19 protein-coding genes are annotated in these 21,120 nt (G+C 69.2%); 11 read left to right on the forward strand and 8 right to left on the reverse strand.

The features are described from left to right. Positions 1 to 34: 34 nt before the first annotated feature. Together CFP71_RS13800 and CFP71_RS13805 are read left to right on the forward strand one after the other, a co-directional pair. Positions 35 to 301 (forward strand): type II toxin-antitoxin system Phd/YefM family antitoxin, encoded by a 267-nt coding sequence (locus tag CFP71_RS13800; protein ID WP_093934251.1) that lies wholly within the window; start codon positions 35 to 37, stop codon positions 299 to 301. Beyond that, a complete protein-coding gene (locus CFP71_RS13805) occupies positions 291 to 704 on the forward strand; it encodes a type II toxin-antitoxin system VapC family toxin (protein ID WP_093934252.1) in 414 nt (137 codons plus the stop codon). Before CFP71_RS13800 ends, CFP71_RS13805 begins: the two co-directional genes overlap by 11 nt. Here CFP71_RS13805 and CFP71_RS13810 read toward each other — a convergent pair. Continuing rightward, positions 688 to 1,626: an AraC family transcriptional regulator gene (locus tag CFP71_RS13810; RefSeq protein WP_093934253.1), complete on the reverse strand. Its 939-nt coding sequence runs from the start codon at positions 1,624 to 1,626 to the stop codon at positions 688 to 690. The genes CFP71_RS13805 and CFP71_RS13810 overlap by 17 nt on opposite strands. 87 nt (positions 1,627 to 1,713) lie before the next feature. On the opposite strand from CFP71_RS13810, the gene CFP71_RS13815 reads away from it, so the two are divergent. From CFP71_RS13815 to CFP71_RS13845, 7 genes are all read left to right on the forward strand, one after another. Next, positions 1,714 to 2,142 (forward strand): nitroreductase family deazaflavin-dependent oxidoreductase, encoded by a 429-nt coding sequence (locus CFP71_RS13815; RefSeq protein WP_093934254.1) that lies wholly within the window; start codon positions 1,714 to 1,716, stop codon positions 2,140 to 2,142. Between the two features lie 135 nt (positions 2,143 to 2,277). Then, positions 2,278 to 3,465: a winged helix DNA-binding domain-containing protein gene (locus CFP71_RS13820; RefSeq protein WP_093934255.1), complete on the forward strand. Its 1,188-nt coding sequence runs from the start codon at positions 2,278 to 2,280 to the stop codon at positions 3,463 to 3,465. 178 nt (positions 3,466 to 3,643) lie between these two features. After that, positions 3,644 to 4,648, forward strand: coding sequence for a type I glyceraldehyde-3-phosphate dehydrogenase (gap, locus tag CFP71_RS13825; protein WP_093934256.1), 1,005 nt, complete (start codon positions 3,644 to 3,646; stop codon positions 4,646 to 4,648). 9 nt (positions 4,649 to 4,657) lie between these two features. Further along, positions 4,658 to 5,866, forward strand: a complete 1,209-nt coding sequence (locus CFP71_RS13830) for a phosphoglycerate kinase (protein ID WP_279629220.1) — start codon at positions 4,658 to 4,660, stop codon at positions 5,864 to 5,866. Then, positions 5,866 to 6,651, forward strand: a complete 786-nt coding sequence (gene tpiA, locus CFP71_RS13835) for a triose-phosphate isomerase (RefSeq protein ID WP_093934258.1) — start codon at positions 5,866 to 5,868, stop codon at positions 6,649 to 6,651. Before CFP71_RS13830 ends, tpiA begins: the two co-directional genes overlap by 1 nt. A gap of 140 nt (positions 6,652 to 6,791) precedes the next feature. Then, complete coding sequence (gene secG, locus CFP71_RS13840) at positions 6,792 to 7,022, forward strand: preprotein translocase subunit SecG (protein WP_005152283.1); 231 nt, start codon at positions 6,792 to 6,794, stop codon at positions 7,020 to 7,022. A 65-nt stretch (positions 7,023 to 7,087) separates the two neighbouring features. Further along, complete coding sequence (locus CFP71_RS13845) at positions 7,088 to 7,429, forward strand: RNA polymerase-binding protein RbpA (protein ID WP_034311760.1); 342 nt, start codon at positions 7,088 to 7,090, stop codon at positions 7,427 to 7,429. A gap of 7 nt (positions 7,430 to 7,436) precedes the next feature. Here the strand turns inward: CFP71_RS13845 and CFP71_RS13850 are convergent, their stop codons facing one another. The 7 genes from CFP71_RS13850 to tkt all read right to left on the reverse strand — a co-directional run bounded on the left by CFP71_RS13850 (position 7,437) and on the right by tkt (position 17,403). Next, a complete protein-coding gene (locus tag CFP71_RS13850) occupies positions 7,437 to 8,639 on the reverse strand; it encodes a sensor histidine kinase (RefSeq protein ID WP_167406117.1) in 1,203 nt (400 codons plus the stop codon). 622 nt (positions 8,640 to 9,261) lie between these two features. Continuing rightward, the gene (pgl, locus tag CFP71_RS13855; RefSeq protein ID WP_093934259.1) at positions 9,262 to 10,017 is read right to left on the reverse strand and encodes a 6-phosphogluconolactonase; all 756 of its coding nucleotides are present in this window, start codon (positions 10,015 to 10,017) and stop codon (positions 9,262 to 9,264) included. Beyond that, positions 10,014 to 11,027 carry a glucose-6-phosphate dehydrogenase assembly protein OpcA gene (opcA, locus tag CFP71_RS13860; protein WP_093934260.1) on the reverse strand — a complete coding sequence of 338 codons (1,014 nt, stop codon included), beginning with the start codon at positions 11,025 to 11,027 and terminating at the stop codon, positions 10,014 to 10,016. Before opcA ends, pgl begins: the two co-directional genes overlap by 4 nt. Beyond that, positions 11,024 to 12,553, reverse strand: a complete 1,530-nt coding sequence (gene zwf / locus CFP71_RS13865) for a glucose-6-phosphate dehydrogenase (RefSeq protein WP_093934261.1) — start codon at positions 12,551 to 12,553, stop codon at positions 11,024 to 11,026. Before zwf ends, opcA begins: the two co-directional genes overlap by 4 nt. Next, positions 12,550 to 14,169, reverse strand: coding sequence for a glucose-6-phosphate isomerase (locus tag CFP71_RS13870; RefSeq protein ID WP_093934262.1), 1,620 nt, complete (start codon positions 14,167 to 14,169; stop codon positions 12,550 to 12,552). Before CFP71_RS13870 ends, zwf begins: the two co-directional genes overlap by 4 nt. 8 nt (positions 14,170 to 14,177) lie before the next feature. After that, positions 14,178 to 15,290, reverse strand: coding sequence for a transaldolase (tal, locus tag CFP71_RS13875; protein WP_093934263.1), 1,113 nt, complete (start codon positions 15,288 to 15,290; stop codon positions 14,178 to 14,180). Between the two features lie 10 nt (positions 15,291 to 15,300). Then, on the reverse strand, positions 15,301 to 17,403 hold the full coding sequence (gene tkt / locus CFP71_RS13880; protein ID WP_093934264.1) for a transketolase: 2,103 nt from the start codon (positions 17,401 to 17,403) through the stop codon (positions 15,301 to 15,303). 298 nt (positions 17,404 to 17,701) lie between these two features. Here tkt and CFP71_RS13885 point away from each other — a divergent pair, with 298 nt between their 5' ends. Both CFP71_RS13885 and CFP71_RS13890 read left to right on the forward strand, forming a co-directional pair. Next, a complete protein-coding gene (locus CFP71_RS13885) occupies positions 17,702 to 18,682 on the forward strand; it encodes a heme o synthase (protein WP_093934265.1) in 981 nt (326 codons plus the stop codon). 177 nt (positions 18,683 to 18,859) lie between these two features. Beyond that, complete coding sequence (locus CFP71_RS13890) at positions 18,860 to 21,115, forward strand: HelD family protein (RefSeq protein WP_093934296.1); 2,256 nt, start codon at positions 18,860 to 18,862, stop codon at positions 21,113 to 21,115. Positions 21,116 to 21,120 lie beyond the last annotated feature (5 nt).

Here is a 21,120-nt window from a genome sequence, read left to right on the forward strand (position 1 = left end):
GGCACTGTGGGGCACAGGGCGCTAAGATGTGCGTATGAGCGTTCAGCACGAGATCTCCCAGCGTGATCTCCGGAACCGGTCCGGCGAGATCATGGACGCGGTCGAGCACGGTGAAAGCTTCACCGTGACCCGCAGCGGCTCGCCCATCGCCCAGCTGGTCCCGCTGTGTCGGCGGCACGCCGTTTCCCGTGACCAGTTCGCCGCCGTCTCGGCGAACGCTCCGCTCATCGACCCGGACAGGTTCCGCGCGGACCTCGACGACGCTCTCGAAGGGGAGGCGGACGATCCCTATGGCCGCTGAGGTCCACGGCCTGCTCGACACGAACATCCTGATCCTGCGCCGGACGATCGATCATGCCCAGCTGCCGGACCTGATGTCGATCAGCACGATCACGCTCGCCGAACTGTCCGCGGGCCCGCACTATGCCGCCGACCCGGCCGAACGGGCCCGGCGCACGGATCTGCTGCAACGGGTGGAGTCGGAGTTCGACCCGCTGCCCTTCGGTACCGAAGCGGCCCGGATCTTCGGCCGGGTGTCGGCGTCCGTGCTCGCGATGGGCAGGACACCCCGGCGCCGGGTGGCCGACCTGATGATCGCCAGCGTGGCCATCGCGCACCGGATGCCGCTGTACACCACCAATCCGCAGGATTTCGAAGGTCTGAAAGAACTTCTGGACGTCGTTCCGGTCACCCGACCGTCCTGAGCCCCGCGCGGGCCGAGGTGCGGTATTGCCCGGGGGCTTCGTTCCGGGCGCGCCGGAAAGCCCGGCTGAACGCGAACACCGACGTGTAGCCGACCGAGTGGGCGATGCTGTCCACCGTTTCGTCGGTGTCGCGGAGCCGGACCGCGGCGAGGTCCATCCGCCACTGGGTCAGGTAGTCGCCGGGAGTCCGGCCGGTCGTTTCACGGAAACGGCGGGTCAGCGTGCTGCGCGAGGTCGCCAGTTCCGCCGCGAGCAGGTCGGTCGTCCACGGCCTCGCCGGATCCTCGTGGATCTTGACCAGCGCCACGCTCACCAACGGGTCGCCCAGGACGCCGAGCCAGGTTCCCCGCGCCTCGGCCGGTTTCTCGGTCCGCCACACGCGAAGCAGCTGGACCAGGAGGATGTCGACGAGCCGGTTGAGGACGAAGTCCGTGGCGATCTGCGGGCCCGCCAGTTCCCGCGACAGCAGGCGGACGGTGTCGTCCAGCCCGTCGCCGCCGCGGTTCGCGCGGATGTGCACGACGTCCGGCAAGGTGGCGAGCACCTGGGTGGACACCGCCGGGTCGTAGTCGTAGGACGCGCCGAGGACATGGGTCTGCACGTCCCCGGAGCCGAGGCGCAGCACGCCGCCGCATTTGCGTGCCCGCTCCGCCACCGTGCAGAGCTGGGGAATGACCGGGGCGTCCGGGGCGCTGCGCAGAGTGTGCTCCTGGCCGTTCGGCAGCAGGACGACGTCGCCGGGCATGAGCTGCCGCGGTGGATGGCCTGGCAGGTCCAGCCAGGCCGTCCCGCAGGTGATGGCGTAGAAGGCCGCGCCGGCGATGCGGTGCCAGAGGATGCCCCACGGCCCGGATCCCTCGATCCGGGCTCCGGCGGTGCCCCGGACACCGCCCACGGCGAGGGTTTCGGCCAAGAGGTCCATGAGACCGATGATAGTGCGACAAACGGGTATGCCCATGGCTATTTCAGGCATCGATACGGTCACCCGGTGAGCCATACGATCGGATCCATGGCAGAAACGATCGATTTCGACTTCGACGAGATCAACCGCAACGTGATCGCCGAGTTCCGCGAGACCGGCGGCAAGGCGGGCGGCATGTTCGAGGGCATGCCGCTGGTCCTCGTCCACCACACCGGCGCGAAGTCCGGCAAAGAGCGGATCGCGCCGCTCGTCCCGCTCCTGGAGGGCGACCGGATCTACATCTTCGCCAGCAAGGGCGGCGCCGACGACAACCCGGCGTGGTTCCACAACCTCGTGGCCCACCCCGACACCAAGGTCGAGCTCGGCACCGAGACCTTCCCGGTCCGCGCGCGGGTGCTCACCGGCTCCGAGCGCGAAGACGTCTACGCGCGGCAGTCCGCGGTCATGCCGCAGTTCGCCGAGTACCAGAGCAAGACCAGCCGGGTCATCCCGGTGTTCGAGCTCGAGCGGCAGTGAGGTCCAGGGCGGGCTGAAGGGAACTTTCCCCGCGTCTCACGCGGTGAAGGACGCTTTCCCCACGTCGCATGCGGGGAAAGCGTCCTTCAGCCGCTCGGGACCGGTTTTGTCGGGGCCCGGTGGTAGGAACGATCCGTGACCCCGAAGATCGACGTCCGGCAGCGCCGCGCCCGCCTCGCCGCGCGCCATCACCTGGCCACGCCCGCCGAGTCGGTGCACGCCGTGGCGGACGCGGTCGTCGCGCTGCACGCCACGGACCCGGCGACGGTCCATCTCTCGACGTGGGCCCGGCTCAAGCGCGAAGGCGTCGCGGACGTGGAGCGAGCGCTCTACGACGAGCGTTCGCTGATCCGCATGCTTGGCATGCGCCGCACCGTTTTCGTGGTCGGCCACGAGAACGCGGCGCTGGTCCAGGCGGCGTGCTCGGCGGACATCGCCAAGAAGCAGCGCCGCCTGCTCGAACAGCATCTCGGCACGCAGGGACATCCGGAGAACGTGCCCGAGCCGGACCGCTGGCTGGCCGAGGTCGAGGACGCGACCGAGCGCGCGCTGAAGGCCCGTGGTTCCGCCACGGCACAAGAGCTCTCCCAGGACGAGCCACGTCTCAGGCAGCAACTTCTGATGGCGAAGGGGAAGCCGTACGAGGCGATCGCCAACGTCACCAGCAGGGTCCTGTTCCAGCTCGCGGTCGACGGCCGCATCGTCCGCGGCCGCCCGCGCGGGAGCTGGATCAGCAGCCAGCACTACTGGGCCACGATGGGGGATTGGCTGCCCCAGGGCTTCGCCGAGTGGGACGCCGACGAGGCCAGGGCCGAGCTCGCCCGCAGGTGGCTCTTCGCCTACGGGCCGGCGCCCGTCGCGGACCTGCGGTGGTGGACGGGCTGGACGGTCGGACAGACGAAGAAGGCCCTCGCCGCGGTTCAGCCGATCGAGGTCGACCTCGACGGCGTCCCCGGCGTGGTGCTCGCCGACGATCTGGAGCCGGTCGAGGAGCCCGCGCCCTGGGTCGCGCTGCTCCCGTCCCTCGACCCGGCGGCGATGGGCTGGATCGAGCGGGACTGGTACCTCGGCCCGCACCGCGCGCCGCTGTTCGACGGCACCGGCAACATCGGCCCGACCGTCTGGGCCGACGGCCGGATCGTCGGCGGCTGGGCGCAACGCCCGGACGGCGAGGTCGTCCATCACCTCCTGGAGGACGTCGGCGCGGAGGTCGAACGGGCTGTCGAGACGGAGGCGAACCACCTGGCCGAGTGGTTCGGAGAGGTGCGAGTCACGCCACGGATGCGGACCCCGCTGGAGCGACGGCTAGCACAACGAACCTGAGAGTTTTCCCAAGACGTCCTGGTAGCGACGCACTTAATCGATTCTTGACCTGACCCACCGAGTGGTGGAAGTCTCGTCAGGGCAAAGAGGGTCACCCGAGCACGCACGCTAGGGTTGCGCCCGAGTAAAGGACGTCTTACCGGGGCGATCCCGGACGAGTCTCTAGGGAGTGGCAGCAGTGACGGTTCGCGTAGGTGTCAACGGCTTCGGCCGCATCGGCCGCAACTTCTTCCGGGCCGTGCAGGCCGCCGGTCACGACATCGAGGTGGTCGCGTTCAACGACCTCGGCGACGTCGCCACCATGGCCCACCTGCTGAAGTACGACTCCATCCTCGGCCGCTTCCCGGGCGAGGTCAGCGTCAGCGACGAGGGCATCGTCGTCGACGGCAAGACGATCAAGGCCCTCGCCGAGCGCGACCCGGCCAACCTCCCCTGGGGCGACCTGGGCGTGGACGTCGTCGTCGAGTCGACCGGCTTCTTCACCAACGCCGACGCCGCCAAGGCGCACCTGGCCGGCGGCGCGAAGAAGGTCATCATCTCCGCGCCCGCCAAGGGCGAGGACCTGACCGTGGTGCTGGGCGTCAACGACGACAAGTACGACGGCTCGCAGAACATCATCTCGAACGCCTCCTGCACCACGAACTGCCTCGGCCCGCTGGCCAAGGTCCTGCAGGACTCGTTCGGCATCGAGCAGGGCCTGATGACCACCATCCACGCGTACACGCAGGACCAGAACCTGCAGGACGCGCCGCACAAGGACCTGCGCCGCGCCCGCGCCGCCGCGCTGAACATCGTCCCGACCTCGACCGGTGCCGCCAAGGCCATCGGCCTGGTCCTGCCGGAGCTGCAGGGCAAGCTGGACGGTTACGCGCTGCGCGTCCCGATCCCGACCGGCTCGGCCACCGACCTCACCGTCACGCTCACCAAGAGCGCGACCCTCGAGGAGATCAACGCCGCGTACAAGGCCGCCGCCGAGGGCCCCCTGGCCGGCATCCTGCGCTACAGCGACGACCCGATCGTCTCGGCCGACATCGTCACCGACCCGGCGTCCTGCATCTACGACGCGCCGCTGACCAAGGTCATCGGCAACCAGGTCAAGGTCATCGGCTGGTACGACAACGAGTGGGGCTACTCCAACCGCCTCGCCGACCTCGTCAAGCTCGTCGGCAACAAGCTTTCCTGACCGATGGCGCTGAAGAACCTCGAAGACCTGCTGAGCGGGGACGTTTCGGGCCGGTACGTACTCGTGCGTTCCGACCTGAACGTCCCCCTCGACGGGGAGACCATCACCGACGACGGCCGCGTCCGCGCGGCCTTGCCGACCCTCAAGCGCCTCGCGGAGGCGGGCGCGAAGGTGGTCGTCACGGCGCACCTCGGCCGTCCCAAGGGCGAGCCGGACCCGAAGTTCTCGCTCGCGCCCGTCGCCGCGAAGCTCACCGAGCTGCTCGGCGTCGACGTCCCGCTGGCGGGTGACCTGGTCGGCGAGTCCGCCAAGGCCACCGTCGCGGGCCTGACCGACGGTCAGGTGGCCCTGCTGGAGAACGTGCGTTTCGACGCGCGCGAGACCAGCAAGGTCGAGGCGGAACGCCAGGAACTGGCCGCCGAGCTGGCCGCGCTCGTCCCGGGCGGCGCGTTCGTGTCCGACGGCTTCGGTGTCGTGCACCGCAAGCAGGCCTCGGTCTACGAGATCGCCCGTGCGCTTCCGGCGTACGCGGGCGGTCTGGTGCTCGCCGAGGTCGAGGTCCTCAAGAAGCTCACCGAGGACCTCGCCCGCCCGTACGTCGTCGTCCTCGGCGGCGCGAAGGTGTCGGACAAGCTGGGCGTCATCGCCAACCTGCTGACCAAGGTCGACAGGCTGCTCATCGGCGGCGGCATGGCGTACACCTTCCTCAAGGCCCAGGGCCACGAGGTCGGCAACTCGCTGCTTCAGGAGGACCAGCTGGACCAGGTCCGCGGTTTCCTCGCCGAGGCGGAGAAGCGCGGTGTCGAGCTGATCCTGCCGGTGGACGTGCTCGCCGCGACGGGCTTCGCGGCCGACGCGGAGTTCGACGTCGTCGACGCGACGGCCATCCCGGCCGACCGCATGGGTCTCGACATCGGCCCGAAGTCCCGCGAGCTGTTCGCGGGGAAGCTGGCCGACGCCGCGACCGTGTTCTGGAACGGCCCGATGGGCGTGTTCGAGTTCGAGTCCTTCTCCGGCGGCACCCGTGCCGTGGCCGAAGCGCTGGTCGAGAGCGACGCCTTCACCGTGGTCGGCGGTGGCGACTCCGCCGCGGCGGTGCGGCAGCTCGGCCTCCCCGAGGACGGCTTCTCGCACATCTCGACCGGCGGCGGCGCGTCGCTGGAGTACCTGGAGGGCAAGGAACTGCCCGGAGTCGCTGTGCTGGGAGAGAACGACTAGTGGCGCGCAAACCGCTCATCGCCGGCAACTGGAAGATGAACCAGAACCACCTCGAAGCCATCGCGCTGGTTCAGAAGATCGCCTTCGCCCTGCCGGAGAAGTACTACGCGAAGGTCGACGTCGCGGTCCTGCCGCCGTTCACCGACATCCGCAGCGTCCAGACGCTGACCGACGGCGACAAGCTGTCGCTCACCTACGGCGCCCAGGACCTGTCGCCGCACGACTCCGGTGCCTACACCGGTGAGGTGTCGGGCCCGATGCTGGCGAAGCTGGGTTGCAGCTTCGTCACCGTCGGGCACTCGGAGCGGCGTGAGTACCACGGCGAGTCCGACGAACTGGTCAACAAGAAGGTCAAGGCCGCGCTCAAGCACGGCATCACGCCGATCCTGTGCGTGGGGGAGAAGCTCGAGGTCCGCGAGGCCGGCGAGCACATCGCCCACACCACGGCCCAGCTGGTCGAGGGCCTGAAGGGGCTCAAGGCCGAGCAGGTCAAGGACGTCGTCGTCGCCTACGAGCCGGTCTGGGCCATCGGGACCGGCAAGGTCGCGACCCCGGCGGACGCCGAGGAGGTGTGCGGAGCCATCCGCGCCACCCTCGCCGAGAAGTACGGGGCCGAGGTCGCGTCCTCGGTCCGCGTGCTCTACGGGGGCTCGGCCAAGTCCAACAACATCAGTGACCTCGTCGCGTGCGAGAACATCGATGGTGCGCTCGTCGGTGGTGCCAGCCTGGATGGTGAGGAGTTCACCAAACTCTGCGCACTCGCCGCGGGCGGGCCCCTGCCCTGATCGGGGCACCTACCGGGTAACCTGGGTATCCGGTCCGTCACACAGCAGTGGACGAGTCCAGGAGTACGGTGTGTTCTGGCGGTCATGAGCCGCCGGTGGCACACCGTTTTCCTGCATTCTCCAAGAGCGCAGAGGATGACATGAAGCTGTTCCTGCAAATCCTGTTGATCGCCTCCAGCTTTTTCCTGGTGGTAGCGGTGCTGCTGCACCGCGGCCGTGGCGGTGGTCTGTCTTCGCTGTTCGGTGGCGGTATGCAGTCGAGCCTGTCCGGCTCGAGCGTGGCCGAGAAGAACCTCGACCGGATCACGCTGCTGCTGGGCGCTGTGTGGCTGATCAGCATCATCGGCCTCGGGCTCCTGCTCAAGGTCTGATCGATCCAGGTGTTTCGGCGTGCCTATGGGGGGCGCGCCGCCGATCCCTATAGGTGTGAGGATTCATGGTTGGCGGTAACGCGATTCGGGGCACCCGTGTGGGTGCCGGGCCTTCGGGCGAATCGGAGCGGGGTGAGTCGGCGCCGCGGCGCCGCATTTCCTACTGGTGTGCCAACGGACACGAGGCGCAGCCCTCGTTCTCGATGGACGCCGAGATTCCCGACGAGTGGGATTGCCCGCGCTGCGGACTCCCCGGTGGGCAGGACGAGAAGAACCCGCCTGCCGCGCCGCGGACCGAGCCCTACAAGACTCACTTGGCGTACGTGAAGGAGCGGCGTTCCGACGCCGACGGCGAGGCCATTCTCGCCGAGGCGCTGGAGCGGTTGCGCCAGCGCCGGGAGATCTAGCGGTCCCTCACCGGTCGAGCGGGTACCGGGCACGCACCCGGAACCCGCCGTCCTCGGTGTCGGCGGTCTCGAAGCTCCCACCCAGCAGTCGAGCGCGTTCGGCCAGACCGGTCAGCCCGTGCCCTCCCGAGGGCAGGGCCGCACCGGGGGTCCGAGCGCGCTCGTTGCGTATTTCGACCTTGAGCGAACCGTGCTCACCCTGGATCCGGATGGTCGCGGTGGCGCCCGGTGCGTGCTTGTGCACGTTGGTCAGGCATTCCTGCACTGTCCGGTAGGCGGCGGCCGAAACCTGGCTGGGCAGGAGATCGGGGATCCGCTCGACGGTCAGGTGCACCGGGACGTCCGAGCCGCGGATCAGCCGGTCGAGTTCGTTGATCCCCGGCCGCGGCCCGTCTTCTTCGGAGCCCGAGCGGAGCACGCTCACGAGCGAGCGCAGTTCTTCGAGCGTCTTCGTGCTCAGCTTCCGGATGACCTGCGCGGTTTCGAGCGACCGGGCGTCGGAGGTCTGCGCCTGCAGCGCGCCCGCCTGCATCGCGATCAGCGTGATCTGATGCGAGACGACGTCGTGCATCTCCCGCGCGAGGCGGGCGCGCTCCTCCGCGCGGACGGCGTCGGCGTGGAAGCGGCGTTCGCGGTCGCGGCTGGCGGCGAGTTCGGCGAGCTTCTGCGAGATCTCGGTCCGCGCTCCGATGAGCAGGCCGATGGCCACCGGCATCCCGGCGACGATGACCCCGTAGATCCCGTCGAGGACGTGTTCGCGCCAGCTGAGCTCGACGAAGTCGGCCAGCGGCCACTGGACGAACCGGCAGGTGAAAACGAGCGCGAACCCGGTCCAGGTCTGCCAGTGCATCTGCTTGCGGGTGGCGAGGAAGCCCAGCGCGATCATCGCGGCCAGCTGCGACCAGCCGGCCAGGAAGCCGGGGACGGTGACGATCACCGCGAGGAACGGCAGCTTGCGGCGGAAGGCGAGGCCGAGGCACGCGGCGCCGGACAGGTAGATGGAGTACGGCTGGGCCTTCTCGGGGATCACCAGCCAGACGTCGAGGGCCGCCAGGAAGATCGCGAGCGTGTCGATGCCCAGCGCGACCAGCGCCGGACGTTTGATCTTGGCGAACGACATGACCCCGGCGGCACGGCGCATCCGGTCGGCGGCGTCCGCTCCGGAGCCGCCCACCGAGATACCTGGCATCGAGAGACCCTCTGTGCTCATCGCTGGCGACCTCACTCGTCTTGTGGACTTGAATGGTGAGACGTGTTCTTCGCCCGATCGGGACGCGCAGGAACGAACAAATGTGCGGATGCTAACGGGTGGATGTACAAGGGCGGTAAGTTTCCCCCAGTCGGGCTAGCGACTGTCCGGTCACTGTCCGTTCTGCGGACAAGTGCATGAACGTTCGGTCGGTCGAATCCACACCGGACCACTCGGCTTGGTGGTCCGCTGATCACTTCGACGGGTGAGTGGTCCGGTTCTGACGACGAAACCGGTCAGAGTTGATCTATGTCACTTTTCGCGTTCGGACGGTGACTGTGGGCCGGGGACAGGAGCTCGGGTTCCTTCAGCGTAGGGAAGAAGCCGCCCCGCGGACGTCCGCCATGGGGGTGTCACGAAACCGCCGAATGCGCGCGAAGGCCCCCTTCCTTCGGCTCAGCCGAGGGAAGGGGGCCTTCACGGACCGGTGATAGCTGGAGTTCCGGAAATGTTGCGAAAGCCACTTTCGCAACGTTGAACGTTACGAAAGTGGCTTTCGCGGCACCCGAGGCCGGCGGGCGGCGACCGAACACGTCACCCGTGCCTTACCCCTAGGACCGGGGGGCCTTCACGCGTTACGAAGTCAGGCTGTCGGGGACTGATAGACCTTCGTGAGTTTCGAGGCGGAACCCCGGTCCAGCAGCCAGAGCGTGCGACGGCTGCCGCGTGCCCCCGCCACCGGGATCTCGACCTCGCCCGCGCCCGCCAGCGCCTGCGAGACGGCGTCCGCCTTCGCGTCGCCACCGGTGACCAGCCAGATGTCCTGCGCGCGACGGATCGCGGGCAGGGTCAGCGAGATCCGGGTCGGCGGCGGCTTCGGGCAGTCGCGCACCGCGACGACCGAGCGTTTCTTCTCGTGCACCGCCGGGCTGTCCGGGAAGATCGAGGCGGTGTGCCCCTCCCCGCCGAGTCCCAGCAGCATGATGTCGAACGCCGCGTCGTTGGCAGCCAGGACCTCCGCGTAGGCCGCGGCGGCGGCATCCACGTCGTCGCCGAACTCGCCGTCCGAAGGGGCCATGGCGTGCACCCGCTTCGGATCGAGCGGGACGTGGTCGAGCAGCGCCTCGCGGGCCTGCTTCTCGTTGCGGTCGTCCGAGTCCGCCGGGACGAACCGCTCGTCGCCCCAGTAGAGGTCGAGACGCGACCAGTCGATGGCGTCCCGGGCACTGGAGTCGCGCAGCTCGCGCAGGATCGCGATCCCCGTGCCGCCGCCGGTGAGCACCACCGAAGCGGAGCCCTTGGCGGCCTGGACGTCGACGATCCGGGTGACCAGCCTGGCCGCCGCGGCGGCGGCCAGGAGGTCCGGGTTCTCGTAGACGACTACCTCGGTCTTGCTCATGAGGCGCTCTTCGCGGCAGGTGCCTTCTTGGCGGCCGGTGCCTTCTTCGCCGCCGGAGCCGCCTTCTTCGCCGGGGCGGCCTTGGGCGCGGTGCCCGACGAGATCTTGGCGAGCCCGTTCAGCGAAGCCTCGTAGATCTCGTCCGGGTCGAGCCGCCGCAGCTCCTCGATCAGGCAGTCCTTGTTGTCCCGCCGCTGCAGGGCGATGCGGCGTGTCGGCTGGCCCGGCTGGGTCAGCGTGCCGACCCGCCCGTCCGGCCGGTGCAGTTCCACCGGGCCGGACCGCCGGTCCAGCGTCACCGAGATGATGCCGGCGGCGCCGGAGCTCTTGACCCGCTTCACCGGCACCTTGAGGTACTCGGCCAGCCAGCCGGCGAGCAGCTCGGTGGACGGGGAGTCGGCCTCGCCGGTCACGGTCGCGCCGGTGACCTTCTCGTGCGGCGGGAGGTCCAAGGCGGACACGAGCTGCGCGCGCCAGCTGGTCAGCCGGGTCCACGCCAGATCGGTGTCACCCTCCACATAGGACTTCGCCCGCGTGGTGAGTGCTCTTATAGGAGCCTTTTCCGCGGCGGAGTCGGTGATCCGGCGCTGTGCCAGTTCACCGAGCGGGTCCTTGGCCGGGGCCTTCGGACCGGTGCCCGGCCACCAGGTGACGATCGGCGCGTCCGGCAGCAGCAGCGGCACGACCGCGCTCTGTCCCTGCGCCGCCAGCGGACCGTAGAGCCGCAGGACGATGACCTCGCTCGCGCCGGCGTCGCCGCCGACCCGGATCTGGCCGTCGATCCGCGGAGCGGCGGTCCGCGCGCCCTTGGCCACCACGATCACCCGCGAGGGGTGCTCCCGGCTGGCCTCGTTGGCGGCCTCGATCGCCTCTTCGAGCCGGTCGTCGTCGTCGGCCACGATGACCAGCGTCAGCACCCGGCCGAGCGCGACCTGCCCGCCCTGTTCGCGGATCTCGACGAGTTTCTTGTTCAGCTGCGACGTCGTGGTCGACGGCAGGTCGATGATCACGGACGCCTCCAGTTCCGGCCGGTACGTTCCAGCATTTCGTCGGCGGACGGCGGTCCCCACGAACCGGGCGGGTACGCCTCGGGCGCGCCCTTCTTGGCCCAGTGGTCGAGGATCGGGTCCAGGATCTCCCAGGACAGTTCGACCTCTTCGTTCACCGGGAACAGCGACGGTTCGCCGAGCAGCACATCCAGGATGAGCCGCTCGTAGGCCTCCGGCGACGACTCGGTGAACGCGTGGCCGTAGCCGAAGTCCATGGTGACGTCGCGGACCTCCATCGTGGTCCCCGGCACCTTCGACCCGAACCGCAGCGTGATGCCCTCGTCGGGCTGCACCCGGATCACCAGCGCGTTCTGGCCCAGTTCCTCGGTCGAGGTCGAGTCGAACGGCAGATGCGGCGCCCGCTTGAACACCACGGCGATCTCGGTGACCCGGCGGCCGAGCCGCTTGCCGGTGCGCAGGTAGAACGGCACACCCGCCCAGCGGCGGTTCTGCACCTCCAGCGTCACCGCGGCGTAGGTCTCTGTCGTCGAGTCCTTCGCGAAGCCGCCTTCCTGCAGCAGACCCGGCACCTTCATGCCGCCCTGCCAGCCGCCCGCGTACTGCCCGCGCGCGGTGGTCTCGTCGAGCGGGCCCAGGGGCTTCGTCGCCGAGAGCACCTTGACCTTCTCCGCGCGGAGAGCGCGCGGAGCGAACGAGACCGGTTCCTCCATCGCCGTCAGCGCGAGGAGCTGCAACAGGTGGTTCTGGATGACGTCGCGAGCGGCGCCGATGCCGTCGTAGTACCCCGCGCGGCCACCGAGACCGATGTCCTCGGCCATGGTGATCTGCACGTGGTCCACGTAGTTGGCGTTCCAGATCGGCTCGAACAGCTGGTTCGCGAACCGCAGCGCGAGCAGGTTCTGCACCGTCTCCTTGCCGAGGTAGTGGTCGATGCGGAACACCGACTCCTCGGGGAAGACGTCGTTCACGATCTCGTTGAGCTCCTTGGCGCTCTTGAGGTCGCGGCCGAACGGCTTCTCGATGACGACGCGGCGCCAGGTCTCGTCGCTCGCGTCGGCGAGACCGGAGCGGGCGAGCTGCTTGGTCACCACCGGGAACGCGCTCGGCGGGATCGACAGGTAGAACGCGGTGTTGCCACCGGTCCCGCGCTCGGCGTCGAGGTCCTTGACCGTCTGCGCGAGCCTGTCGAAGGCGTCATCGTCGTCGAAGGTGCCCTGCACGAACCGGATGCCTTCGGCGAGCCGGTTCCACACCGACTCCTTGAACGGCGTCCGCGCGTGCTCCTTGACCGAGTCGTGCACGAGCTCGCCGAAGTCCTGGTGCTCCCAGTCCCGGCGGGCGAATCCGACCAGCGAGAACCCGGCGGGCAGCAGCCCGCGGTGGGCGAGGTCGTAGATCGCCGGCATCAGCTTCTTGCGGGCGAGGTCACCGGTCACGCCGAAGATCACCAGGCTGGACGGCCCGGCGATCCGCGGCAGCCGCTTGTCGCGCGGGTCGCGCAGCGGGTTGCTCCAGGCCCGGGTCACTCGCCTGCCTCCTGTACCGCGCGGACCAGTTCGGCCAGGCCGGCGGCCCGGTCGGTGAGGTGCAGGCGCAGCACCGGACGACCGTGCTCGGCGAGCACCTGGCCGTCGCCGAGCGCCTGCGCGTGCTGGAGCACGCCGAGCGTGTACGGCCTGTCCGGGACGTCGAGGTCTTCTTCGACGGCGCCGGTGATCTGCAGGAAGACGCCGTTCTGGTGCCCACCCTTGTGGTACTGCCCGGTGGAGTGCAGGAACCGCGGCCCCCACCCGAAGGTGGTCTGGCGGCCGGTGCGCTTGGCGATCTCGCCGCGCAGGATCGACGTCGACGCGTCGTCGAGCCGGTCGAGGTACGCCTGCACCGCGATGTAGCCCGTTTCCGGTGCGGAGTCGAAAAAAGCCCGCAGGATGTCCGCGAGCTTCCCGTCGGTGGCGACTCCCGCCGATCCGAACACCTCGACCGCGCCGTCCACAGTGGACGGCTGCTCGCCGCCCTTGAGCTTGTCCGGGTTGTCGAGCAGCGAACGCGCGGCCTTCTTGGCGGCCTCGACGTCGGGCTGGTCGAACGGGTTGATCCCGAGCAGCCGTCCGGCGAACGCGGTCGCGAACTCCCACAGCAGGAACTGCGCGCCGAGCGAGCCGGTCACGGCGATCTTCGCGGCGCCTTCCGCCTGGCCGACGGCCACCGGGGTGGCGTCGTCCTTGGCATCGGCGAAACCGGGGGAGTCCGGGCCTTCGACGGCGACCGGAAGGAGACCGGTGCCCTGCTTGCCGGTGGACTCGGCGATCAGCTGCTCCGCCCAGTCGGCGAAGCCCTTGATGCCGGAACCCGTGTCCGCGATGACGACCTTCTCGGCGCCCTTTTCGTGCGCCGCCGCCCACGCCGCCGCGAGCTTGACCGCGGGGTTGTCCACGGTGTCGGCCGCGAGGGAGTCCGCCACCGAGGCGGCCTGGTCGAGCAGGCGGGCGACGTCCGCGCCGGCCAGACCGGCCGGGACGAGCCCGAACGCGGTCAGCGCCGAGTAGCGCCCCCCGACGTTCGGGTCGGCGAGGAAGACCTTGCGGTAACCCTCCTTTTCGGACAGTTCCGCGAACGGCGAACCCGGGTCGGTGACGACCACGATCCGCCGGGCCGCGTCGATGCCCGCGTCGGCGAAGGCCTTCGCGAAGATCCGGCGGTGGCTGTCGGTCTCGACGGTGCCGCCGGACTTCGACGACACGACGATGACCGTGCGCTCCAGGTCACCGGCCAGCGCGTCGGCGACCTGACCCGGGTCGGTGGTGTCGAGGACCGTCAGCGGCACGCCGTCGGTCGCGGTGATCACCTCGGGGGCCAGCGACGAACCGCCCATGCCCGCGAGGACGACGCGGTCGACGCCCTCGGAACGCAGGTCGGTCCGCAGTGCCTCGATCTCGCCGATCAACGGCCGCGAGGACTTGTGCAGCGTCGTCCACGAGAGACGGATCGACGCTTCGGACTCGGCTTCGGGACCCCACAGTGTGGCGTCCTGGGACGCCAGTTTCGATGCGACCTGGTCGGCGACGAGCCGCTCCGCGAACGGAGCGGCTTCGCCGGCCAGGGCGGCGTCGACGATTTCGACGCCGGTCGTTTCCCCTGCCATGGTCCAGATCAGTCCTTTGCCTTTTCCAGCTGCCCGGTGACGGTCTCGAGAAGCTCGGTCCACGACTTCTCGAACTTCTCGACGCCTTCGTTCTCGAGGGTCAGGAACACGTCGGTGATGTCGATGCCCACGGCGCTCAGCTTGTCGAAGACGGCCTGCGCGTCGGCGCCCTTGCCGGTCACCGTGTCGCCGGTGACGTCGGCGTGGTCCGCCGCGGCGTCGAGGGTCTTCTCCGGCATCGTGTTGACCGTGTCCTTGACGACGAGCTGGTCCACGTAGCGGGTGTCGGAGTACTCAGGGTCCTTCACGCCGGTGGAGGCCCACAGCGGACGCTGCGCGTTCGCGCCCGCCTCGGCGAGCTTCTTCCAGCGGTCCGAAGCGAAAAGCTCCTCGAACGCCGCGTACGCGAGCCTCGCGTTGGCGATGGCGGCCTCACCGCGCAGGGCCTTGGCCTCGTCGGTGCCGATGGCGCCGAGCCGCTTGTCGATCTCGCTGTCCACACGGGACACGAAGAACGACGCGACCGAGTGGATGCCCTTGAGGTCGTGGCCGTTGGCCTTCGCCTGCTCCAGCCCGGCGAAGTAGGCCTCGATGACCGCCTTGTACCGCTCGACCGAGAAGATCAGCGTGACGTTGACGCTGATGCCCTCGGCCAGGGTCTTGGTGATCGCCGGGAGGCCCTCTTCGGTCGCCGGGATCTTGATCAGCACGTTCGGCCGGTCCACGGTCTTCCACAGGTCCTGCGCCTCGGCCACCGTCTTGTCGGAGTCCTTGGCCAGCCGCGGGTCCACCTCGATGGACACCCGGCCGTTGACCCCGTTCGTGGCGGCGTAGACGTCGCGGAACAGGTCCGCGGCGTTGCGCACGTCGGTGGTGGTCAGCTCGCGGATGGTGGCCTCGACGTCGGCGCCGCGGGCGGCGAGCTCCTTGGTCTGCTCGTCGTACGCCTCGCCCTTCGACATCGCGTTGGCGAAGATCGTCGGGTTGGTCGTCACGCCCACGACGTGCTTGTCGCGGATCAGGTCGGCGAGGTTGCCGGTGTTCAGGCGCTCACGGGACAGGTCGTCGAGCCAGATCGACACCCCTGCCTCGGACAGCTGAGCGAGCTTGTCGTTGCTCATGCTTTCCCCTTCAGTTCTTGGTGTTGGCGATCGAGCGACGGGCGGCGTCGACGACGGCTTCCGCGGTGAAACCGAACTCGCGGAACAGAGTGCCGGCGTCGGCCGAGGCACCGAAGTGCTCGATCGAGACGTTCTCCCCGGCGTCACCGGTGAAGCGGTGCCACGACTGGGCGATCCCGGCTTCGACGGAGACGCGTGCCTTGACCGACGGCGGGATGACCGAGTCCTTGTAGGACTGGTCCTGCGCGTCGAACCACTCGACACACGGCATCGAGACGACGCTCGCCGTGATGCCGTCGGCTTCCAAGGTCTTGCGGGCCTCGACGGCCAGCTGGACCTCGGAGCCGGTCGCGATCAGCACGACCTGGGGTTTGCCGTCGGACGCTTCGGCGAGGACGTAACCGCCCCGCTTGACACCTTCGGCGCTGGTGCCCTCCAGGACCGGCACGTTCTGCCGGGTCAGCGCGAGGCCCGACGGGTGGTGGACGTCCTCCAGGACGGCCTTCCACGCGTACGCGGTCTCGTTGGCGTCCGCCGGGCGGACGACGTTGAGGCCGGGGATCGCGCGCAGCGAGGAGAGCTGCTCGATCGGCTGGTGGGTGGGGCCGTCCTCGCCCAGGCCGATCGAGTCGTGCGTCCACACGTAGGTGACCGGCGCCTTCATCAGCGCGGCCAGCCGCACGGGCGGGCGCATGTAGTCGGAGAAGATCAGGAACGTCGCGCCGTAGGGACGGGTGCCGCCGTGCAGCGCGATGCCGTTGAGGATCGAGCCCATCGCGTGCTCGCGGATGCCGAAGTGCAGCGTCCGGCCGTACGGGCTGGTCTTCCACATGTCGGTGGAAGCCTTCTCCGGGCCGAACGAGTCGGCCCCCTTCATGGTGGTGTTGTTGCTCTCCGCGAGGTCCGCGGAACCGCCCCACAGCTCGGGAAGCGGGTCGGCGAGCGCGTTGAGCACCTCACCGGAGGCCTTGCGGGTCGCGATGCCCTTGGCGTCCGGCTCCCACGTCGGCAGGTTGTCCGCGAAGCCCTCGGGCAGCGAGCGGGTGGCCATCCGGTCCGCGATCTTCTTGCGCTCCGGGTTGGCGGCGCCCCACGCCTCGAACTTCTCCTGCCATTCGGCGCGGGCGGTCTTGCCGCGGTCGACGGCGGCACGGGTGTGCGCGATGACCTCGTCGTCGACCTGGAAGTCCCGGTCCTTGTCGAAACCGAGGTACTCCTTGACCGCGGCGACCTCTTCGGCGCCGAGCGCGGCGCCGTGGGCCTTGCCGGTGCCCATCTTCTTCGGCGCCGGGTACCCGATGACGGTCTTCAGCGCGATGAACGACGGGCGCTCGGTCTCGGCCTTCGCGGCCTTGATGGCCTCTTCGATCGCGACGACGTCCTCGCCACCCTCGACGACCTGGGTGTGCCACCCGTAGGCCTCGTAGCGCTTCACGACGTCCTCGGACAGCGCGATCTTGGTGTCGTCCTCGATCGAGATCTCGTTGTCGTCCCAGAAGACGATGAGGTTGCCCAGCTCCTGGCGGCCGGCGATCGAGGAGGCCTCGGCGGTGACGCCCTCTTCGATGTCACCGTCGGAGGCGATCACGTAGACGTGGTGGTCGAAGATGCTCTCGCCCTGCGGGGCGTCCGGGTCCAGCAGGCCGCGCTCGCGGCGGGCCGCCATCGCCATGCCGACCGCGTTGGCCAGGCCCTGTCCGAGCGGGCCGGTGGTGGTCTCGACGCCCTTGGTGTGGCGGTACTCCGGGTGGCCCGGGGTCTTCGAGTCCCACTTGCGCAGCTGCTTCAGGTCTTCCAGCTCCAGGCCGAACCCGGCGAGGTACAGCTGGATGTAGAGGGTGAGGCTCGAGTGACCGGCGGAGAGGATGAAGCGGTCACGCGCGGGCCATTCGGGGTCCGCCGGGTCATGACGCAGCGTCCGCTGGAAGAGCGTGTAGGCGAGCGGCGCCAGGCTCATCGCGGTGCCGGGGTGACCGCTGCCGCAGTTCTCGACCGCGTCCGCGGCGAGCACCCGAACGGTGTCGACGGCCCGCGTGTCGATGTCGGTCCAGTCGGCGGGCACGTTGCGCCGGAGGAGTGGGTTCTTCTCGCTGGTAGAGGCGGTTTCGGACACTGAACTCGAACTCCCCGTCATCAGGTTGTGGCTTCTCTTCCCTCGTGGGTAACCCACGTGTACCGCTACTAATCTCAATCGATCCGGAAGGGACGATATTCCTGCTCCGGGCCGTTCGCAGAGGCACGCCGCGACCTACCGCGGCCAGCCTAATGGTTCGGCCGGTCGAGGACCCGCGATCACCCTCTGGAAACAGCACGTCTAACATCGGGGAAGGGTTCAGAGCACGGGGATCCGGGGCCGCCACATCACCCGGAAGCCTGGTGGGCCCGCCCCGAAAACTGACGCAGGGAGTGAAATGTCGTTGGTGAACGCTGCGCACGGACGCAGTGACAGCACCAGCGCCGTACATCCGACCGGTGAACGACCGCACGGTGGCCGGCGAACAATCCGCCAGGTCGTCGGCGCGTACGCCGCCCTGGCGAAGCCCAGGGTGATCGAGCTCCTCCTCGTCACCACGATTCCCGCGATGTTCCTGGCCGGACGGGAAATCCCGTCGCCGTGGCTGGTACTCGCGACGCTCGTGGGCGGCACCATGGCCGCCGGTAGCGCCAACGCCTTGAACTGCGTCATCGACGCGGACATCGACAAGGTGATGAACCGCACCAAACGGCGTCCGCTGGTGAAGGAGTCGGTGCCCCGGCGCGGCGCGCTGATCTTCGGTCTCACGCTCGGGGTCCTGTCGTTCGCCGTGCTCTATTTCACGGTGAACCTGCTCTCGGCGATCCTCGCGATCGCGACGATCCTGTTCTACATCTTCGTCTACACCCTCGTGCTGAAGCGGCGTACGTCACAGAACGTGGTGTGGGGCGGCGCGGCGGGCTGCATGCCGGTCGTCATCGGCTGGGCCGCCGTCACGGGCACCGTCGAATGGCCCGCGTTCGTGATGTTCGGCGTCATCTTCTTCTGGACGCCGCCGCACACCTGGGCGCTGGGCATGAAGTACCGCGACGACTACGAGCGCGCCGGCGTGCCGATGCTGCCGGTGGTCGCCACCCCGCAGCACGTGGCGCGGCAGATCGTCATCTACTCGTGGGTGATGGTGGCGTGGACGCTGCTGCTGGTCCCGGTGACGAGCTGGATCTACACCACGTTCGCGCTGCTCGCCGGTGGCTGGTTCCTCTTCTACGCGCACAGCCTGAACGCGGCGGTGCGACGCGGCGAGGAGACCAAGCCGATGTCGCTGTTCCACCGCTCGAACACGTACCTGATGATCGTGTTCGTCGCGCTGGCGGTGGACTCGGCGATCGGGCTTCCCGCCATCGGGCTGCCTTTCTGATCTCTCGCATTTAGTCCTCTGGATGCGGTACTTGCGCGTGCAACTACCGCATCCAGAGGACTAAATGCATAGGGGGCGCCGGACCCCCGGGGTGCGGCAGCGGGAATGAGATGATGGACGGCGCCGTTGTAGACACTTCGGCCCTGTCCCACCTCCGAAAGCAGGCTGCTTTTGTCCGTGTCCCCGGACCGGGAACTCGACGCGCTCGAGCAGGATGTCGCGCTCGAGCAGGAGTACGTCACCACCCTCTACCGCAAGCTCGACGCCGAGCGCGTCGACGCCCAGCGCAGGCTCGACCAGACGCTGCGCCAGACCGGCGGCACCCCGCAGGCGCGCACCGAACGCGACGTCGCCACGACGCTGTACACCGACAGGCTGTCCCAGCTGAGCTCGGTCGAGCAGGGTCTGTGCTTCGGCCGCCTCGACTTCCTGCCCGATCACGCCGAAGAGACCACCTACATCGGGCGGCTCGGGCTGTTCGACGAGGACGACGACTACCGCCCGCTGCTCGTCGACTGGCGCGCGCCGGTCGCGCGGCCCTTCTACCTCGCCACCGCCGCTTCACCCGAAGGTGTCCGGCGGCGCAGGCACATCCGGTCGCTGAGCCGGAAGGTCGTCGGCGTCGACGACGAGATCCTCGACCTCTCCGCCGCCGACCAGGGTCAGGACCTCGGTCTCGCGGGGGAGGCGGCGCTGCTGGCCGCGCTCGAACGCCGTCGCACGGGTGAGATGAGCGACATCGTCGCCACCATCCAGGCCGAGCAGGACCGCATCATCCGCGCGTCGCCGAACGGCGTCCTGGTGGTCCAGGGCGGCCCGGGCACCGGCAAGACAGCGGTCGCGCTGCACCGCGCGGCGTACCTGCTCTACACCCACCGCCAGCAGCTCACCACGCGCGGCGTGCTGGTGGTCGGGCCGAACAGCACGTTCCTGCGCTACATCGGGCAGGTCCTGCCGTCGCTGGGCGAGACCGGGGTGCTGCTGGCCACGATGGGGCAGCTGTACCCGGGCCTGGACGCCACCGGGCCGGTCACCCGCGAGGCCGCCGAGATCAAGGGCCGCCCGGTGATGGCCGACGTCCTCGCCAACGCGGTCCGCGACCGTCAGCGCGTCCCGGAACCGGTGCTGGAGATCGAATTCGAGCGCGAGATCCTCATGCTCGACCGCAAGACCTGCACCGAGGCGCGGACCCGGGCCCGCCGGTCGCGCCGTCCGCACAACCTCGCCCGCCGAATCTTCGTGTCCGACCTGCTCGACGCGCTGACCCGCCAGGCCGCCCGGAAACTGGGGGAGGACCTGCTCGACGCGCGCGACGTCCAGGACATCCGGGCCGAGGTCGCCGCGGACAAGAACGTGGCCGCCGCGATCGACGGCCTGTGGCCCCAGCTCACTCCCGAGATCGTGCTCGACGAGCTGTTCGCCGACCGCGAACGGTTGCGCAGCGCGGCAGGGAAAGCCTTGTCCGAAACCGATCGTGAGCATCTCCACAGCCCGACAGACGCGCAGTGGAGCCCGTCGGACGTCCCGTTGCTCGACGAGCTCGCCGAGCTGCTCGGCGAAGACGACACCGACGCCCGTGCCGAGCGTGCCCGCCGTGAGCGGGAAGACCGCGCGTACGCGGAAGGCGTGCTCGACATCCTCGAACAGGACAAGGAGATCATCGACGAGGAACTGCTGCGGGTCGGCGACGTCCTCGACGCGGAACTGTTCGCCGAGCGCCAGCATCGCCGCAGCGAGATGACCGCGGCGCAGCGGGCCGCCCAGGACCGGACCTGGACGTTCGGGCACGTGATCGTCGACGAGGCGCAGGAACTGACCGCGATGGACTGGCGGCTGCTGATGCGCCGGTCGCCGAACCGGTCGATGACGCTGGTCGGCGACGTCGCCCAGACCGGTGCTTCCGGCGGCGCGCGGTCGTGGGGCGAGGTGCTGTCGCCGTACGTCGCCGATCGCTGGCGGCTCGAAGAGCTGACCGTGAACTACCGGACCCCGGCGGAGATCATGGCCGTCGCGGCCCGGGTGCTCGCCGACGTCGATCCGGAACTGGAAGCGCCGGTTTCGGTGCGGGAGACGGGTTTCGAGCCTTGGCTGCGTTCCGTGGCGCCTGCCGGCCTCACCGGGGAACTGCCGGGGATCGTCGACGCCGAACTGTCCGCTGTGGACGGTGGGACGGTCGCCGTGCTGTGCCCGGCGTCACTGATCACTTCGCTCTCCGAGGCGCTGGGCGAGACGGGTGACCGGGTCTCGGTGATGCCTGTCGAGCGGGCGAAGGGCCTGGAGTTCGATTCGGTGGTGCTGGTCGCCCCGGACGAGGTCGTCGCCGGGTCCCCGCGCGGGCTCAACGACCTTTATGTGGCCCTGACCAGGGCGACCCGTCGGATGGGCGTAGTGCAGACCGGTGAGGTTGTTCCCGCGTTGGAGGGTCTTGGCTAAGGTCG

This window comes from Amycolatopsis thailandensis (assembly GCF_002234405.1).
GTDB classification, from domain to species: Bacteria; Actinomycetota; Actinomycetes; order Mycobacteriales; family Pseudonocardiaceae; genus Amycolatopsis; species Amycolatopsis thailandensis.

Coding starts and splice junctions, on each gene's coding strand:
- CFP71_RS13800 (WP_093934251.1), top strand. CDS start 35: ATGAGCGTTCAGCACGAGATCTCCCAGCGTGATCTCCGGAACCGGTCC.
- CFP71_RS13805 (WP_093934252.1), top strand. CDS start 291: ATGGCCGCTGAGGTCCACGGCCTGCTCGACACGAACATCCTGATCCTG.
- CFP71_RS13810 (WP_093934253.1), bottom strand. CDS start 1,626: ATGGACCTCTTGGCCGAAACCCTCGCCGTGGGCGGTGTCCGGGGCACC.
- CFP71_RS13815 (WP_093934254.1), top strand. CDS start 1,714: ATGGCAGAAACGATCGATTTCGACTTCGACGAGATCAACCGCAACGTG.
- secG (WP_005152283.1), top strand. CDS start 6,792: ATGAAGCTGTTCCTGCAAATCCTGTTGATCGCCTCCAGCTTTTTCCTG.
- CFP71_RS13845 (WP_034311760.1), top strand. CDS start 7,088: ATGGTTGGCGGTAACGCGATTCGGGGCACCCGTGTGGGTGCCGGGCCT.
- CFP71_RS13850 (WP_167406117.1), bottom strand. CDS start 8,639: ATGAGCACAGAGGGTCTCTCGATGCCAGGTATCTCGGTGGGCGGCTCC.
- pgl (WP_093934259.1), bottom strand. CDS start 10,017: ATGAGCAAGACCGAGGTAGTCGTCTACGAGAACCCGGACCTCCTGGCC.
- CFP71_RS13870 (WP_093934262.1), bottom strand. CDS start 14,169: ATGGCAGGGGAAACGACCGGCGTCGAAATCGTCGACGCCGCCCTGGCC.
- tal (WP_093934263.1), bottom strand. CDS start 15,290: ATGAGCAACGACAAGCTCGCTCAGCTGTCCGAGGCAGGGGTGTCGATC.
- CFP71_RS13885 (WP_093934265.1), top strand. CDS start 17,702: ATGTCGTTGGTGAACGCTGCGCACGGACGCAGTGACAGCACCAGCGCC.